Annotated in this window: 14 protein-coding genes; all 14 read left to right on the top strand. The window is 54.5% G+C overall.

Annotation, left to right across the window (positions count from 1 at the left end):
- Positions 1 to 3 precede the first annotated feature (3 nt).
- The 14 genes from ftsI (at position 4) to secM (ending at position 16,858) form a co-directional block, all read left to right on the top strand.
- A complete protein-coding gene (gene ftsI / locus SK39_RS07565) occupies positions 4 to 1,770 on the top strand; it encodes a peptidoglycan glycosyltransferase FtsI (protein WP_003018783.1) in 1,767 nt (588 codons plus the stop codon).
- Positions 1,757 to 3,244, top strand: coding sequence for a UDP-N-acetylmuramoyl-L-alanyl-D-glutamate--2,6-diaminopimelate ligase (gene murE / locus SK39_RS07560; protein WP_003018780.1), 1,488 nt, complete (start codon positions 1,757 to 1,759; stop codon positions 3,242 to 3,244). The genes ftsI and murE overlap by 14 nt, the downstream gene beginning before the upstream one ends.
- Positions 3,241 to 4,599: a UDP-N-acetylmuramoyl-tripeptide--D-alanyl-D-alanine ligase gene (gene murF / locus SK39_RS07555; protein WP_003018777.1), complete on the top strand. Its 1,359-nt coding sequence runs from the start codon at positions 3,241 to 3,243 to the stop codon at positions 4,597 to 4,599. The genes murE and murF overlap by 4 nt, the downstream gene beginning before the upstream one ends.
- Positions 4,593 to 5,675, top strand: a complete 1,083-nt coding sequence (mraY, locus tag SK39_RS07550) for a phospho-N-acetylmuramoyl-pentapeptide-transferase (protein WP_003018774.1) — start codon at positions 4,593 to 4,595, stop codon at positions 5,673 to 5,675. The genes murF and mraY overlap by 7 nt, the downstream gene beginning before the upstream one ends.
- Positions 5,676 to 5,677: 2 nt before the next feature.
- Positions 5,678 to 6,994, top strand: coding sequence for a UDP-N-acetylmuramoyl-L-alanine--D-glutamate ligase (murD, locus tag SK39_RS07545; protein ID WP_016149555.1), 1,317 nt, complete (start codon positions 5,678 to 5,680; stop codon positions 6,992 to 6,994).
- A complete protein-coding gene (gene ftsW / locus SK39_RS07540; RefSeq protein WP_003018770.1) occupies positions 6,994 to 8,238 on the top strand; it encodes a cell division protein FtsW in 1,245 nt (414 codons plus the stop codon). The genes murD and ftsW overlap by 1 nt, the downstream gene beginning before the upstream one ends.
- Complete coding sequence (murG, locus tag SK39_RS07535; RefSeq protein ID WP_048216836.1) at positions 8,235 to 9,302, top strand: undecaprenyldiphospho-muramoylpentapeptide beta-N-acetylglucosaminyltransferase; 1,068 nt, start codon at positions 8,235 to 8,237, stop codon at positions 9,300 to 9,302. The genes ftsW and murG overlap by 4 nt, the downstream gene beginning before the upstream one ends.
- Before the next feature lie 51 nt (positions 9,303 to 9,353).
- Positions 9,354 to 10,829: a UDP-N-acetylmuramate--L-alanine ligase gene (murC, locus tag SK39_RS07530; RefSeq protein WP_003018763.1), complete on the top strand. Its 1,476-nt coding sequence runs from the start codon at positions 9,354 to 9,356 to the stop codon at positions 10,827 to 10,829.
- Positions 10,822 to 11,742 carry a D-alanine--D-alanine ligase gene (locus SK39_RS07525; protein ID WP_032937536.1) on the top strand — a complete coding sequence of 307 codons (921 nt, stop codon included), beginning with the start codon at positions 10,822 to 10,824 and terminating at the stop codon, positions 11,740 to 11,742. Before murC ends, SK39_RS07525 begins: the two co-directional genes overlap by 8 nt.
- A gap of 1 nt (position 11,743) precedes the next feature.
- Positions 11,744 to 12,577, top strand: coding sequence for a cell division protein FtsQ (gene ftsQ / locus SK39_RS07520; RefSeq protein WP_003018758.1), 834 nt, complete (start codon positions 11,744 to 11,746; stop codon positions 12,575 to 12,577).
- Positions 12,574 to 13,836, top strand: coding sequence for a cell division protein FtsA (gene ftsA, locus SK39_RS07515; RefSeq protein ID WP_003018755.1), 1,263 nt, complete (start codon positions 12,574 to 12,576; stop codon positions 13,834 to 13,836). Before ftsQ ends, ftsA begins: the two co-directional genes overlap by 4 nt.
- Before the next feature lie 62 nt (positions 13,837 to 13,898).
- A complete protein-coding gene (gene ftsZ / locus SK39_RS07510) occupies positions 13,899 to 15,050 on the top strand; it encodes a cell division protein FtsZ (protein WP_003018753.1) in 1,152 nt (383 codons plus the stop codon).
- A 100-nt stretch (positions 15,051 to 15,150) separates the two neighbouring features.
- On the top strand, positions 15,151 to 16,068 hold the full coding sequence (lpxC, locus tag SK39_RS07505) for a UDP-3-O-acyl-N-acetylglucosamine deacetylase (protein ID WP_003018750.1): 918 nt from the start codon (positions 15,151 to 15,153) through the stop codon (positions 16,066 to 16,068).
- Between the two features lie 283 nt (positions 16,069 to 16,351).
- Positions 16,352 to 16,858: a secA translation cis-regulator SecM gene (gene secM, locus SK39_RS07500; protein WP_003018748.1), complete on the top strand. Its 507-nt coding sequence runs from the start codon at positions 16,352 to 16,354 to the stop codon at positions 16,856 to 16,858.
- Positions 16,859 to 16,863 lie beyond the last annotated feature (5 nt).

Genomic DNA, 16,863 nt, shown 5'->3' with positions numbered 1-16,863 from the left:
CGCATGAAAGCAGCGGCAAAAACGCACAAACCAAAACGCCAGGAAGAACAAGCCAACTTTATCAGTTGGCGTTTTGCGTTACTGTGCGGCTGTATTTTGCTGGCACTGGGTTTTCTGCTGGGTCGCGTTGCCTGGCTGCAAATCATCGCGCCGGACATGCTGGTGCGTCAGGGTGATATGCGCTCTCTACGCGTCCAGGAAGTGTCTACATCGCGCGGAATGATTACCGACCGCTCTGGTCGTCCGCTGGCGGTGAGTGTTCCGGTTAAAGCTATATGGGCCGACCCGAAAGAAGTACATGATGCCGGCGGAGTGAGCGTTGGCGAACGCTGGAGAGCGCTGTCAACCGCGCTGAATCTCCCGCTCGATCAACTGGCTTCCCGCATTAACGCGAATCCGAAAGGGCGCTTTATCTATCTGGCGCGTCAGGTAAACCCTGACATGGCTGATTACATCAAAAAACTGAAGCTGCCAGGTATCCATCTGCGCGAAGAATCCCGCCGTTACTACCCTTCCGGGGAAGTGACTGCTCACCTCATCGGATTTACGAACGTCGACAGCCAGGGCATTGAAGGCGTTGAGAAGAGCTTCGACAAGTGGCTCACCGGACAACCGGGCGAGCGTATTGTACGTAAAGACCGGTATGGCCGCGTCATTGAAGATATCTCCTCTACCGACAGCCAGGCGGCGCATAACCTCGCGTTGAGCATTGATGAGCGTTTACAGGCACTGGTCTACCGTGAACTGAATAACGCCGTGGCGTTCAACAAGGCGGAGTCAGGCAGTGCGGTACTGGTGGATGTGAACACCGGTGAAGTGCTGGCAATGGCCAACAGTCCGTCCTACAACCCGAACAATCTCACCGGTACGCCAAAAGACGCGATGCGTAACCGCACCATTACCGACGTGTTTGAACCGGGTTCTACCGTTAAACCGATGGTGGTGATGACCGCGCTGCAGCGCGGTGTGGTACGCGAAAATACGGTCCTCAACACTATCCCTTACCGAATTAATGGTCACGAAATCAAAGACGTGGCACGTTATAGCGAATTAACCCTCACCGGGGTTTTGCAGAAGTCGAGTAACGTCGGTGTTTCCAAGCTGGCGTTAGCGATGCCGTCCTCAGCGTTAGTAGATACTTACTCACGTTTTGGGCTGGGAAAAGCGACCAATTTGGGGTTGGTCGGAGAACGCAGTGGCTTATATCCTCAAAAACAACGGTGGTCTGACATAGAGAGGGCCACCTTCTCTTTCGGCTACGGGCTAATGGTAACGCCGTTACAGTTAGCGCGAGTCTATGCAACGATCGGCAGTTACGGCGTTTATCGTCCACTGTCGATTACTAAAGTTGACCCTCCAGTTCCGGGCGAGCGTATCTTCCCGGAAGCGACCGTACGTACCGTGGTGCACATGATGGAAAGCGTGGCGCTGCCCGGCGGCGGCGGCGTGAAGGCGGCGATTAAAGGTTATCGTATCGCCATTAAAACCGGTACAGCGAAAAAAGTAGGGCCGGATGGCCGCTACATCAACAAATACATTGCTTATACCGCAGGTGTTGCGCCTGCGAGTCAGCCGCGCTTCGCGCTGGTTGTTGTTATCAACGATCCGCAGGCGGGTAAATACTACGGTGGCGCCGTTTCCGCGCCGGTCTTTGGTGCCATCATGGGCGGCGTACTGCGTACCATGAACATCGAGCCGGATGCGCTGACAACGGGCGATAAAAATGAATTTGTGAATAATCAAGGCGAGGCAACAGGTGGCAGATCGTAATTTGCGCGACCTTCTTGCTCCATGGGTGCCGGGTGCACCGGAGCGAGCACTGCGGGAGATGACGCTTGACAGCCGTGTGGCTGCATCGGGCGATCTCTTTGTCGCAGTATTAGGTCATCAGGCGGACGGGCGTCGGTATATCCCGCAGGCGATAGCGCAAGGTGTGGCTGCCATTATTGCAGAAGCGAAAGATGAAGCTACTGATGGTGAAATCCGTGAAATGCACGGCGTTCCGGTCATCTATCTTAGTCAGCTTAACGAACGTTTATCTGCACTGGCAGGCCGTTTTTACCACGAGCCTTCTGAGAAAATGCGTCTGGTCGGTGTGACCGGGACTAACGGTAAAACCACCACCACCCAACTGCTGGCACAGTGGAGCCAACTGCTTGGCGAAACCAGCGCGGTGATGGGAACAGTAGGCAATGGCCTGCTGGGCAAAGTGATCCCGACGGAAAATACCACCGGTTCAGCCGTTGATGTCCAGCATGTGCTGGCGGGGCTGGTTGCGCAGGGCGCAACGGTTGGCGCAATGGAAGTCTCTTCACACGGTCTGGTTCAGCATCGCGTGGCGGCGCTGAAGTTTGCCGCATCAGTATTTACTAACTTAAGCCGTGACCATCTCGACTACCACGGCGACATGGAACATTACGAAGCCGCGAAATGGCTGCTGTATTCCACGCACCATTGCGGTCAGGCCATCGTCAATGCGGATGATGAAGTCGGTCGTCGCTGGCTGGCGAAACTCCCGGATGCGGTTGCCGTTTCGATGGAAGACCACATCAACCCGAACTGTCACGGTCGTTGGTTAAAAGCGGTTGACGTGAAGTATCACGACAGCGGGGCAACGATTCGTTTTACCTCCTCATGGGGCGACGGTGAAATTGAAAGCCGCCTGATGGGGGCGTTTAACGTCAGCAATCTGCTGCTGGCGCTGGCAACGCTGCTGGCACTGGGCTATCCGTTAGCTGATTTACTGAAAACGGCGACACAATTGCAGCCGGTTTGCGGGCGTATGGAAGTGTTCAGTGCGCCGGGTAAAACCACCGTGGTTGTTGATTACGCCCATACGCCAGATGCGCTGGAAAAAGCGCTACAGGCGGCACGTTTGCACTGTACTGGCAAACTGTGGTGCGTCTTTGGCTGCGGCGGCGATCGCGATAAAGGCAAACGTCCGTTGATGGGCGCAATTGCCGAGCAGTTTGCAGATGTTGTCGTGGTGACTGATGACAACCCGCGTACCGAAGAGCCGCGCGCCATTATTAACGACATTCTGGCGGGGATGCTGGATGCCGGACAGGCGAAGGTGATGGAAGGTCGCGCAGAAGCGGTGACAAACGCCATTATGCAGGCGAAAGAAAATGATGTGGTGCTGGTGGCCGGTAAAGGTCATGAAGACTACCAGATCGTTGGTTCACAGCGCCTCGATTATTCTGACCGCGTCACGGCAGCGCGTCTGCTGGGGGTTATCGCATGATTAGCGTAACGCTCAGCCAACTGGCGGAGATCCTCCGTGGCGAATTGAAAGGGGCCGATCTGACCCTTGATGCCGTAACAACCGATACGCGTAAAGTGACGCCGGGCTGCCTGTTTGTGGCACTGAAAGGCGAACGCTTTGATGCCCATGATTTTGCAGACAAAGCGCAAGAGAGCGGGGCCGGTGCGCTGTTGGTCAGCCGCCCGTTGGACACCAACCTGCCGCAGCTGATTGTTAACGATACGCGTCTGGCGTTTGGTGAACTGGCTGCGTGGGTTCGCGCCCAGGTTCCGGCGCGCGTTGTCGCGCTGACCGGCTCATCCGGTAAAACGTCCGTCAAAGAGATGACGGCTGCCATTCTGAGCCAGTGTGGTAACACCCTATATACCGCGGGCAACCTGAATAACGACATCGGTGTACCGATGACGCTGCTGCGCTTAAACAACGATTACGACTATGCCGTGATTGAGCTCGGTGCCAACCATCAGGGCGAAATCGCCTGGACCGTCGGCCTGACGCGTCCGGAAGCGGCGCTGGTGAACAACCTGGCCGCCGCGCACCTGGAAGGCTTCGGCTCTCTGGCGGGCGTTGCGAAGGCAAAAGGTGAGATTTTTACCGGTCTGTCAGCGAACGGTATCGCCATTATGAATGCCGACAACAACGACTGGCTGAACTGGCAAAGCATCATCGGCGATCGCAAAGTCTGGCGTTTCTCCCCGAATGCAGCCAATAGCGACTTTTCGGCGACCAACGTTCATGTGACCTCGCATGGCACGGAATTTTCTCTGCAAACGCCGACCGGAAGCATTGATGTCCTGCTGCCGTTACCGGGTCGCCATAATATCGCTAACGCCCTTGCGGCGGCGGCGCTCTCTATGGCGGTAGGCGCGACGCACGAGGCGATCAAAGCGGGGTTGAAGGATCTGCAAGCGGTACCGGGGCGTCTGTTCCCGATTCAACTCGCGGAAAATCAGCTGCTGCTGGACGACTCCTATAACGCGAACGTCGGTTCGATGACCGCAGCGGTGCAGGTGCTGTCTGAAATGCCGGGCTATCGCGTACTGGTCGTTGGTGATATGGCAGAGCTTGGCGCAGAAAGCGAAGCATGCCATGTACAGGTGGGTGTTGCTGCGAAAGCCGCAGGCATCGACCGTGTACTGAGTACGGGAAAACTGAGTCAGGCAATTAGCGACGCCAGTGGCGTTGGCGAACATTTTGCGGATAAAAGTGCGCTGGCCGCGCATCTTAAGGCATTGATTGCAGAACATCAGGTCATGACGATTTTAGTGAAGGGTTCACGTAGTGCCGCCATGGAAGAGGTAGTACGCGCATTACAGGAGAATGGGACATGTTAGTTTGGCTGGCCGAACATTTGGTCAAATATTATTCCGGCTTTAACGTCTTTTCCTATCTGACGTTTCGCGCCATCGTCAGCCTGCTGACCGCGCTGTTCATCTCTTTGTGGATGGGACCGCGCATGATTGCCCGCTTACAAAAAATGTCCTTTGGACAGGTCGTACGTAACGACGGTCCGGAATCGCACTTCAGTAAACGCGGTACGCCAACCATGGGGGGGATCATGATCCTCACCGCGATAGTTATCTCCGTACTGCTGTGGGCATATCCGTCGAACCCGTACGTATGGTGCGTGCTGGTGGTATTGATTGGCTACGGCATTATCGGTTTTGTCGATGACTACCGCAAAGTGGTGCGCAAAGATACCAAGGGCCTGATTGCCCGCTGGAAGTACTTCTGGATGTCGGTGATTGCGCTGGGTGTAGCCTTTGCGCTGTACCTCGCTGGTAAAGACACCCCGGCTACCGAGCTGGTGGTGCCGTTCTTTAAAGACGTGATGCCGCAACTGGGTCTGTTCTATGTTCTGCTGGCCTACTTCGTGATTGTGGGGACCGGCAACGCGGTCAATCTCACCGATGGCCTGGATGGTCTGGCGATTATGCCGACCGTGTTCGTAGCAGCGGGTTTTGCGCTGGTGGCATGGGCTACCGGTAACATGAACTTTGCCAACTATCTGCACATTCCCTACTTACGCCATGCAGGCGAACTGGTGATCGTCTGTACGGCGATTGTCGGCGCGGGATTAGGTTTCCTGTGGTTTAACACCTATCCGGCGCAGGTCTTTATGGGTGACGTCGGTTCGCTGGCGCTGGGTGGCGCGCTGGGCATTATTGCCGTGCTGCTGCGTCAAGAGTTCCTGCTGGTAATCATGGGCGGCGTATTTGTTGTAGAAACGCTGTCGGTCATTCTGCAGGTTGGCTCCTTTAAGCTGCGCGGACAGCGCATCTTCCGTATGGCGCCGATTCACCATCACTATGAACTGAAAGGCTGGCCGGAACCGCGCGTCATTGTGCGCTTCTGGATTATTTCGCTGATGCTGGTGCTGATTGGCCTGGCAACGCTGAAGGTACGTTAATCATGGCTGATTACCAGGGTAAAAAAGTCGTCATTATCGGTCTGGGGTTGACCGGACTGTCCTGCGTGGATTTCTTCCTGGCGCGTGGCGTGACGCCGCGCGTAATGGATACCCGTGCGACGCCGCCTGGTCTGGATAAATTACCGGAAGCGGTTGAGCGTCATGTTGGCAGCCTGAATGATGACTGGCTGCTGGCCGCCGATCTCATCGTCGCCAGCCCTGGTATTGCCCTGGCGCATCCTTCGCTGAGCGCCGCCGCTGATGCAGGGATTGAAATTGTTGGCGACATTGAGCTGTTTTGTCGCGAAGCACAGGCACCGATCGTCGCGATCACCGGTTCCAACGGGAAAAGTACCGTCACTACGCTGGTCGGCGAGATGGCGAAAGCAGCCGGCGTGAACGTCGGTGTTGGCGGAAATATTGGCCTGCCCGCGTTGATGCTGCTGGATGACGAACGCGAGCTGTATGTACTGGAGCTGTCGAGCTTCCAACTGGAGACAACCTCCAGCTTACAGGCCGTAGCCGCCACCATTTTGAACGTCACCGAAGATCATATGGACAGATATCCGTTTGGCTTGCAGCAGTACCGTGCGGCCAAACTGCGTGTCTATGAGAATGCGAAAGTGTGTGTGGTCAATGCTGATGATGCGCTGACCATGCCGATTCGCGGGGCGGATGAGCGCTGCGTGAGCTTTGGCATCAATATGGGTGACTATCATCTCAATCGTCAGCAGGGTGAAACCTGGCTGCGGGTGAAGGGTGAAAAAGTCCTGAACGTGAAAGAGATGACGCTTACCGGCCAGCATAACTATACCAACGCCCTGGCGGCGCTGGCGCTGGCGGATGCTGCGGGTCTGCCGCGGGCGTCCAGCCTGAAAGCGCTGACTACCTTTACCGGTCTGGCGCATCGTTTCCAGTTGGTACTGAATCATAACGGTGTGCGTTGGATCAACGATTCAAAAGCCACCAACGTCGGCAGCACCGAAGCGGCACTGAATGGTCTGCACGTTGAGGGTACGCTGCACCTGCTGCTGGGCGGTGACGGGAAATCCGCCGACTTTATGCCGCTGCAACGTTACCTGACTGGCGACAACATTCGTCTGTACTGCTTTGGTCGCGATGGCGCACAGCTTGCCGCTCTGCGTCCTGAGGTTGCGGAACACACTGAAACCATGGAGCAGGCAATGCGTCTGCTCGCACCGCGTGTGAAGTCGGGTGATATGGTGCTACTGTCGCCAGCCTGTGCCAGCCTTGACCAGTTCAAGAACTTTGAGCAACGTGGTGACGTCTTTACCCGTTTGGCGAAGGAGTTGGGTTGATGCGCTTCTCTCTCCCTCGTCTGAAAATGCCGCGCGTACCGGGACTGGGTGTCCTGGCGTGGATCTTCGCGGCACTTAAAGGCTGGGTGATGGCTTCGCGTGATAAAGACGCGGACAGCCTGATCATGTATGACCGCATGCTGCTGTGGCTGACTTTTGGTCTGGCAGCGATCGGTTTTGTGATGGTGACATCGGCATCGATGCCCGTAGGGCAACGCCTGGCAGGCGATCCCTTCCTGTTCGCTAAACGTGACGCGCTGTATATCTTCCTCGCGTTCTGTCTGGCGATGGTGACGCTACGTCTGCCGATGGAGTTCTGGCAAAAGTACAGCACGACGATGCTGATCGCCTCGATCATCATGTTGTTGATCGTTCTGGTGGTGGGGAGCTCCGTTAACGGGGCATCGCGCTGGATCGCGTTGGGTCCACTGCGTATTCAGCCTGCGGAATTCACCAAGCTGTCGCTGTTCTGTTATCTCGCCAACTACCTGGTGCGTAAAGTCGATGAAGTGCGTAACAACCTGCGCGGCTTCTTAAAACCGATGGGTGTGATTCTGGTGCTGGCAATCTTGCTGCTGGCGCAGCCTGACCTTGGTACGGTAGTGGTGCTGTTTGTCACGACGCTGGCGATGCTCTTTCTCGCTGGAGCGAAACTGTGGCAGTTCATTGCCATTATCGGTATGGGGATTTCGGCGGTGGTGCTGCTGATCCTTGCCGAACCGTATCGTATTCGCCGCGTAACCTCCTTCTGGAACCCATGGGAAGATCCGTTTGGCAGCGGCTACCAGTTAACGCAATCGCTGATGGCTTTTGGTCGCGGTGAGATTTGGGGGCAGGGGTTAGGTAATTCGGTGCAAAAACTGGAGTATTTACCGGAAGCGCACACCGACTTCATCTTCGCCATCATTGGGGAAGAGCTGGGTTATATCGGTGTGGTATTGGCACTTTTAATGGTATTCTTCGTCGCTTTTCGCGCGATGTCGATTGGCCGCAAAGCGCTGGAAATTGACCACCGTTTTTCAGGCTTTTTAGCCTGCTCCATCGGGATTTGGTTTAGCTTCCAGGCGCTGGTAAACGTCGGTGCGGCAGCTGGTATGCTGCCAACCAAAGGTCTGACGTTACCGCTGATCAGTTATGGTGGTTCCAGTTTGTTGATTATGTCGACGGCCATCATGTTTTTGTTACGTATTGATTATGAAACGCGTCTGGAAAAAGCCCAGGCGTTTACACGAGGTGCACGATGAGTGGTCAACCGAAGCGGTTAATGGTGATGGCAGGCGGTACCGGCGGGCATGTGTTCCCGGGGCTGGCGGTCGCGCATCATTTAATGGCTCAGGGCTGGCAAGTTCGTTGGCTGGGCACCGCCGATCGTATGGAAGCGGACTTAGTGCCGAAGCATGGCATTGAAATTGACTTTATTCGCATCTCCGGTTTGCGTGGCAAAGGTGTCAACGCTCTGCTTGCCGCCCCCGTGCGTATTTTTAATGCCTGGCGTCAGGCGCGGGCCATCATGAAGCAGTTTAAGCCTGATGTGGTGCTGGGTATGGGCGGCTACGTGTCCGGCCCTGGCGGTCTGGCAGCCAGGTCATTAGGCATTCCGGTTGTACTGCATGAGCAGAATGGCATTGCGGGATTAACCAACAAGTGGCTGGCGAAATTTGCCACTACGGTGATGCAGGCTTTTCCTGGCGCTTTCCCGAATGCGGAAGTGGTGGGTAACCCGGTACGCACCGACGTTCTGGCGCTGCCGTCGCCCGAAGTACGTCTGGCAGGGCGTGAAGGCCCGGTTCGCGTGCTGGTCGTCGGGGGGTCTCAGGGTGCACGCGTATTGAACCAGACGATGCCGCAGGTTGCCGCAGAGCTTGGTGACGCGGTGACTATTTGGCATCAGAGCGGCAAAGGTGCGCAGCAAACCGTTGAACAGGCATATGCTGACGCGGGACAACCACAGCACAAGGTCACTGAGTTTATTGATGATATGGCAGCCGCCTACGCGTGGGCGGATGTCGTAGTTTGTCGCTCAGGTGCGCTGACGGTAAGTGAAATTGCTGCCGCAGGTTTGCCTGCGCTGTTTGTGCCTTTCCAGCACAAAGACCGACAGCAGTACTGGAATGCGCTGCCGCTGGAGAAAGCGGGCGCCGCCAAAATTCTTGAGCAGCCGCAGTTTACTGTGGATGCCGTCGCTAACACCCTTTCCGGGTGGTCGCGAGAAACCTTATTAACCATGGCAGAACGTGCGCGCGCCGCATCCATATCGGATGCCACAGAGCGTGTTGCTAATGAAGTGAGCCGGGCTGCCCGGGCGTAATTGTGGTGATGCCTTTTGCATCGCATGAACTAAGAAGTTAATGGCTAAAGAATGAATACACAACAACTGGCAAAACTGCGTTCCATAGTGCCCGAAATGCGTCGCGTTCGGCACATTCACTTTGTCGGCATCGGTGGTGCTGGTATGGGCGGTATTGCCGAAGTTTTGGCCAACGAAGGTTATCAGATCAGCGGTTCTGACCTGGCGCCGAATCCGGTGACTCAGCAGTTGACGAATCTGGGCGCCACGATTTTCTTCAACCATCGCCCGGAAAACGTGCGTGATGCGAGCGTGGTGGTGGTATCCAGCGCCATTTCTGCGGATAACCCGGAAATTGTTGCGGCGCATGAAGCACGTATTCCGGTGATCCGTCGTGCTGAAATGTTGGCTGAATTAATGCGTTTTCGTCACGGTATCGCCATTGCCGGGACGCACGGTAAAACCACGACCACAGCGATGGTCTCCAGTATCTACGCGGAAGCGGGGCTGGATCCGACGTTTGTCAACGGCGGTCTGGTGAAGGCTGCAGGCGTCCATGCGCGTCTGGGTCATAGCCGTTATTTAATTGCGGAGGCGGATGAGAGCGATGCGTCGTTCCTACATTTGCAGCCGATGGTGGCGATTGTTACCAATATCGAAGCCGATCATATGGATACCTACCATGGCGACTTCGAAAATTTAAAGCAGACGTTTATTAATTTCCTGCATAACTTACCGTTTTATGGTCGTGCGGTGATGTGCGTTGACGATCCGGTGATCCGCGAGTTGTTGCCGCGCGTCGGTCGTCAAACCACAACCTATGGTTTCAGCGATGATGCTGATGTGCGCGTTGAAGATTACCAGCAGATTGGTCCACAAGGGCACTTCACGCTGCTGCGTCAGGGGATGGCCGATTTACGTGTGACATTGAACGCACCGGGCCGTCACAATGCGCTGAACGCGGCGGCGGCGGTGGCAGTTGCAACAGAAGAAGGCATTGAAGACGACGCAATTCTGCGCGCGCTGGAAAGTTTCCAGGGCACCGGACGCCGTTTTGACTTCCTCGGCGAATTTCCGCTTGAGCCGGTAAACGGTAAAGCCGGGACGGCGATGCTGGTTGATGATTATGGCCATCATCCAACGGAAGTGGATGCCACGATTAAAGCTGCACGCGCGGGCTGGCCGGACAAAAATCTGGTAATGCTGTTCCAGCCGCACCGCTTTACGCGTACACGCGATCTGTATGACGACTTTGCCAACGTGCTGACTCAGGTCGATGCGCTGTTGATGCTGGATGTATACGCCGCGGGTGAAGCCGCGATTCCGGGGGCTGACAGCCGTTCGCTGTGCCGTACGATCCGTGGTCGCGGTAAGATCGACCCGATTCTGGTATCCGATCCGGCTCAGGTGGCAGACATGCTGGCGCCGGTATTAACCGGCAATGATCTGATTTTGGTGCAGGGCGCTGGAAATATCGGCAAAATCGCACGTTCCTTAGCTGAAATCAAACTGAAGCCGCAAAACCCGGAGGAAGAACAACATGGCTGATAAAATCGCGGTCCTGTTAGGAGGAACCTCCACAGAGCGTGAAGTTTCGCTGAATTCCGGCGCGGCCGTACTGGCAGGGTTACGCGAAGGTGGTGTCGATGCCCATCCGGTTGACCCTAAAGATATTGATGTCACTCTTCTGAAATCTATGGGTTTTCAGAAGGTGTTTATTGCGCTGCACGGTCGTGGCGGGGAAGATGGCACGTTGCAGGGCATGCTGGAGCAAATTGGCCTGCCATATACCGGCAGCGGCGTCATGGCGTCCGCAATTTCGATGGACAAACTGCGCAGCAAGCTGCTGTGGCAGGGCGCAGGTTTACCCGTCGCGCCCTGGGTTGCATTGACCCGCTCTGAGTTCGAAAAAGGTCTTAGCGATGAAGCGGTTACAAAAATCTCTGCGTTAGGTTTGCCGCTGATTGTGAAGCCAAGCCGTGAAGGCTCCAGCGTAGGGATGTCAAAAGTTGAAGAAGAAAATGCTTTGCAGGGTGCATTAGCATTGGCTTTTCAGCATGATGAAGAAGTACTGATCGAAAAATGGCTCAGTGGCCCGGAATTTACAGTTGCGATACTTGGTGAAGAAATTTTACCGTCAATACGTATCCAACCCGCGGGAACCTTCTATGATTATGAGGCGAAGTATCTCTCTGATGAGACACAATATTTCTGCCCTGCAGGTCTGGAAGCTGAACAAGAGGCCCGTTTGCAGGAATTAGTCCTGAAAGCATGGACCGCATTGGGCTGTAAAGGTTGGGGTCGCATTGACGTCATGCTGGACAGCGATGGCCAGTTTTATCTGCTGGAAGCGAATACCTCTCCGGGTATGACCAGCCACAGCCTGGTGCCGATGGCGGCACGTCAGGCTGGCCTGAGCTTCTCGCAGTTGGTGGTAAGAATTCTGGAGTTGGCGGACTGATATGTCGCAGGCTGCGCTGAACACGCGAAACGGTGATGAAGAAGAAGTAAACTCCTCACGCCGCAATAATGGAACGCGTCTTGCAGGAATACTGTTCCTGCTGACAGTGCTGTGCACCGTGTTTGTCAGCGGCTGGGTAGTGTTGGGGTGGATGGAAGATGCGCAGCGGTTGCCATTGTCAAAGCTGGTGTTAACCGGCGAACGGCATTACACGCGCAATGACGATATTCGTCAGTCCATTCTGGCTCTGGGCGCTCCGGGAACCTTTATGACTCAGGATGTGAACATCATTCAGAGTCAAATTGAACGTCTCCCCTGGATTAAACAGGCGAGCGTCAGAAAGCAATGGCCCGATGAATTGAAGATTCATCTGGTTGAATATGTGCCCATTGCGCGTTGGAATGACCAGCATATGGTGGATGCCGAAGGCAATACGTTCAGCGTCCCAACCGGTCGGGCCAATAAGCAGGTATTACCTATGTTGTACGGACCGGAAGGCAGCGCAAGTGAAGTGTTGCAAGGGTTCCGTGATATGGGGCAGGTGCTGGCTAAGGATAGATTCACCCTGAAGGAAGCGGCGATGACCGCTCGTCGTTCCTGGCAGTTGACGCTGAATAACGATATTAAGCTCAATCTGGGCAGGGGCGATACGATAAAACGTTTGGCTCGCTTTGTGGAACTCTACCCGGTTTTACAGCAGCAGGCGCAAACCGATGGCAAACGGATTAGCTACGTTGATTTGCGTTATGACTCAGGAGCGGCAGTAGGCTGGGTTCCCTTGCCTCCTGAGGAATCTAATCAGCAACAGAATCAGGCACAGGCAGAACAACAATGATCAAGGCGACGGACAGAAAACTGGTAGTTGGACTGGAGATTGGCACCGCGAAGGTAGCCGCTTTAGTAGGGGAAGTTCTGCCCGACGGTATGGTCAATATCATTGGCGTGGGCAGTTGCCCATCGCGAGGTATGGATAAAGGCGGGGTGAATGACCTTGAGTCAGTGGTGAAGTGCGTACAGCGCGCCATTGACCAGGCTGAACTGATGGCAGATTGCCAGATTTCCTCGGTGTATCTGGCACTTTCCGGTAAACATATTAGCTGTCAAAATGAAATTGGTATGGTGCCCATTTCCGAAGAGGAAGTGACGCAGGAAGATGTGGAAAACGTGGTACATACGGCAAAATCCGTACGCGTTCGCGATGAACATCGTGTTCTGCACGTTATTCCGCAGGAATACGCCATTGACTACCAGGAAGGCATTAAAAATCCGGTAGGTCTTTCCGGCGTACGTATGCAGGCAAAAGTCCACCTTATTACCTGCCACAACGACATGGCGAAGAACATTGTCAAAGCTGTTGAACGTTGTGGTCTGAAAGTTGACCAACTGATTTTTGCCGGGTTGGCAGCCAGTTATTCCGTGTTGACGGAAGATGAACGTGAGCTGGGTGTCTGCGTGGTTGATATTGGTGGTGGTACAATGGACATCGCCGTTTATACTGGCGGGGCGTTGCGCCACACTAAAGTTATCCCTTATGCAGGGAATGTAGTGACCAGTGATATCGCGTATGCCTTTGGTACGCCGCCGAGCGATGCTGAAGCCATTAAAGTGCGCCATGGCTGTGCGCTGGGGTCCATCGTGGGTAAAGACGAAAGCGTTGAAGTGCCAAGCGTAGGTGGTCGTCCACCGCGTAGCCTGCAACGTCAGACCCTGGCAGAAGTCATTGAGCCGCGTTATACCGAGCTGCTCAACCTGGTCAACGAAGAAATTTTGCAATTACAAGAACAGCTTCGCCAGCAGGGTGTGAAACATCATCTGGCGGCGGGGATTGTGTTAACCGGTGGTGCTGCGCAAATTGAAGGTCTTGCGGCCTGCGCACAGCGCGTGTTCCATACGCAAGTACGTATTGGCGCGCCGCTGAATATCACTGGTCTGACGGATTATGCTCAGGAGCCGTATTATTCAACGGCAGTGGGGCTGCTTCACTACGGAAAAGAATCCCATTTGAGTGGTGAGGCTGAAGTAGAAAAACGCGTAACGGCATCAGTTGGCTCGTGGATCAAACGACTCAATAGCTGGCTGCGAAAAGAGTTTTAATTTTTAAAGAGACTAACGCACATTAACGGTCTCAGGCGACAGGCACAACGGAGAGAGAAACTATGTTTGAACCTATGGAACTTACCAATGACGCGGTGATTAAAGTCATCGGCGTCGGCGGCGGTGGCGGTAATGCCGTTGAACACATGGTGCGCGAGCGCATCGAAGGTGTTGAATTCTTCGCGGTGAATACCGACGCTCAGGCGTTGCGTAAAACGGCGGTTGGACAGACCATTCAGATTGGTAGCGGCATCACCAAAGGTCTGGGCGCGGGTGCGAACCCGGAAGTCGGCCGTAATGCGGCAGACGAAGATCGTGAAGCTCTGCGTGCAGCGCTTGACGGGGCAGACATGGTGTTTATCGCAGCAGGCATGGGCGGCGGTACCGGTACCGGTGCAGCGCCAGTGGTTGCTGAAGTAGCAAAAGATTTAGGTATTCTGACCGTTGCTGTCGTGACTAAGCCTTTCAACTTTGAAGGCAAGAAGCGTATGGCATTCGCGGAGCAGGGTATCACCGAGCTGTCCAAACATGTGGACTCTCTAATTACTATTCCGAATGACAAACTGCTGAAAGTACTGGGTCGCGGTATCTCCCTGCTGGATGCGTTTGGCGCAGCTAACGACGTGCTGAAAGGCGCGGTTCAGGGTATCGCTGAACTGATTACTCGTCCGGGCCTGATGAACGTCGACTTTGCAGACGTGCGCACCGTGATGTCCGAAATGGGCTACGCGATGATGGGCTCCGGCGTGGCAAGCGGTGAAGACCGTGCAGAAGAAGCGGCTGAAATGGCTATCTCTTCTCCGCTGCTGGAAGACATCGATCTGTCCGGCGCACGCGGTGTGCTGGTCAACATTACTGCGGGCTTCGACCTGCGTCTGGATGAGTTCGAAACCGTGGGTAACACCATCCGTGCCTTTGCATCGGATAACGCGACCGTGGTAATCGGTACCTCTCTGGACCCGGATATGAACGACGAACTGCGTGTGACCGTTGTTGCGACTGGAATTGGTATGGACAAGCGTCCTGAAATCACTCTGGTAACCAACAAGCAGGTACAGCAGCCGGTAATGGATCGTTACCAGCAACACGGCATGGCGCCGTTGACGCAAGAACAGAAGCCGGTAGCGAAAGTGGTTAACGACAATACGCCGCAAACCACTAAAGAGCCGGATTATCTGGATATCCCTGCATTCCTGCGTAAGCAAGCTGATTAAGAATTAGCTGGAATTTGGGAATCTGCGCTCTTTGTGCTAAACTGGCCCGCCGAATGTATAGTACACTTCGGTTGGATAGTTAATTTGGCGAGATTATACGATGATCAAACAAAGGACACTTAAACGTATCGTTCAGGCGACTGGCGTCGGTTTACATACCGGCAAAAAAGTCACGCTGACGCTACGCCCTGCGCCGGCCAACACCGGGGTCATCTATCGTCGCACCGACTTGAATCCTCCGGTAGATTTCCCGGCCGATGCCAAATCTGTGCGTGATACCATGCTCTGTACGTGTCTGGTCAATGAGCATGATGTACGGATTTCAACCGTAGAGCACCTGAATGCTGCTCTGGCGGGCTTAGGTATCGATAACATTGTTATTGAGGTTAACGCCCCGGAAATCCCGATCATGGATGGTAGTGCTGCTCCATTCGTATACCTGCTGCTCGATGCGGGTATTGAAGAACTGAACAGCGCTAAGAAATTTGTTCGCATCAAAGAGACCGTTCGTGTCGAAGATGGCGATAAGTGGGCTGAATTCAAACCGTTTAATGGTTTCTCGTTGGATTTTACCATCGACTTTAACCATCCAGCGATTGATGCCAGCACGCAGCGCTACGCGATGAACTTCTCTGCAGATGCGTTCATGCGTCAGATCAGCCGTGCGCGTACTTTCGGCTTCATGCGTGATATCGAATATCTGCAGTCCCGTGGCCTGGCCTTGGGCGGCAGCTTCGATTGTGCCATCGTTGTTGACGATTATCGCGTATTGAACGAAGACGGTCTGCGTTTTGAAGACGAATTCGTTCGTCATAAAATGCTCGACGCGATTGGTGACTTGTTCATGTGTGGTCACAACATTATTGGTGCATTCACCGCGTATAAATCCGGTCATGCATTGAATAACAAACTGTTGCAGGCGGTCCTGGCAAAACAGGAAGCCTGGGAATATGTGACCTTCCAGGACGATGCAGAACTGCCTCTGGCGTTCAAAGCACCTTCGACCGTACTGGCATAACGACATACACTGTCGTATAAATTCGACTGGTAAATCTGGCACTCTCTCCGGCCAGGTGAGCCAGTCGTTTTTTTATGTACTCATTAACGCAGCCTTTTCCAACGCAAATATTTCCCTGCCACTAGGTTAAAATAGTGTGCGATCGCTGCTTTCTTGAGCATATTTACCCATGGCCGGTTGTCATTACTGCTGTGGAGCGTACGCTTTAATGATAAGATTCGTGCGCAAAAAAAATGTTTTGCATTCGTAACCCCAAACGCAGGGTATATCAGGTGGCAAAAACGTGAGTGGAATACTGACGCGTTGGCGACAGTTAGGCAGACGGTACTTCTGGCCGCATCTCCTGTTGGGGATGGTCGCGGCGAGTTTTGGCCTGCCCGCGCTCGGTAATGCTGCTGAACCCAATACCCCCGCGAAGGCGACCGCCAGCAATCACGATCAATCCGCTAAAGTTAACTTTAGCCAGCTTGCTTTGCTGGAAGCGACTAATCGCCGCCCAAATTTTACCGTCGATTACTGGCATCAACATGCCATTCGTACGGTTATCCGCCATCTTTCTTTTGCCATGGCGCCTCAGGCGTTGCCTGTTGCCGAAGAGCCGTTGCCAATCCAGGCGCACCATCTTGCGTTACTGAATACGCTCAGCGCGATGCTGACGCAAGAAGGCACTCCGCCCGCGACAGTAAGTCGCGTGACATACGCCCACTTTACTTCTCAGGCCGCGTTTAGCGTTCCGGTCTGGATCAGCCAGCTGCAGGGTATCCGCGCTGGTCCTCAACGCCTCAGCTAAAAAAG

Source organism: Citrobacter sp. BIDMC107, assembly GCF_001037575.1.
GTDB lineage: Bacteria > Pseudomonadota > Gammaproteobacteria > Enterobacterales > Enterobacteriaceae > Citrobacter > Citrobacter freundii.
The sequence above is the reverse complement of the archived record's forward strand: the minus strand, read 5'-3'. Positions and strand labels throughout refer to the sequence as shown.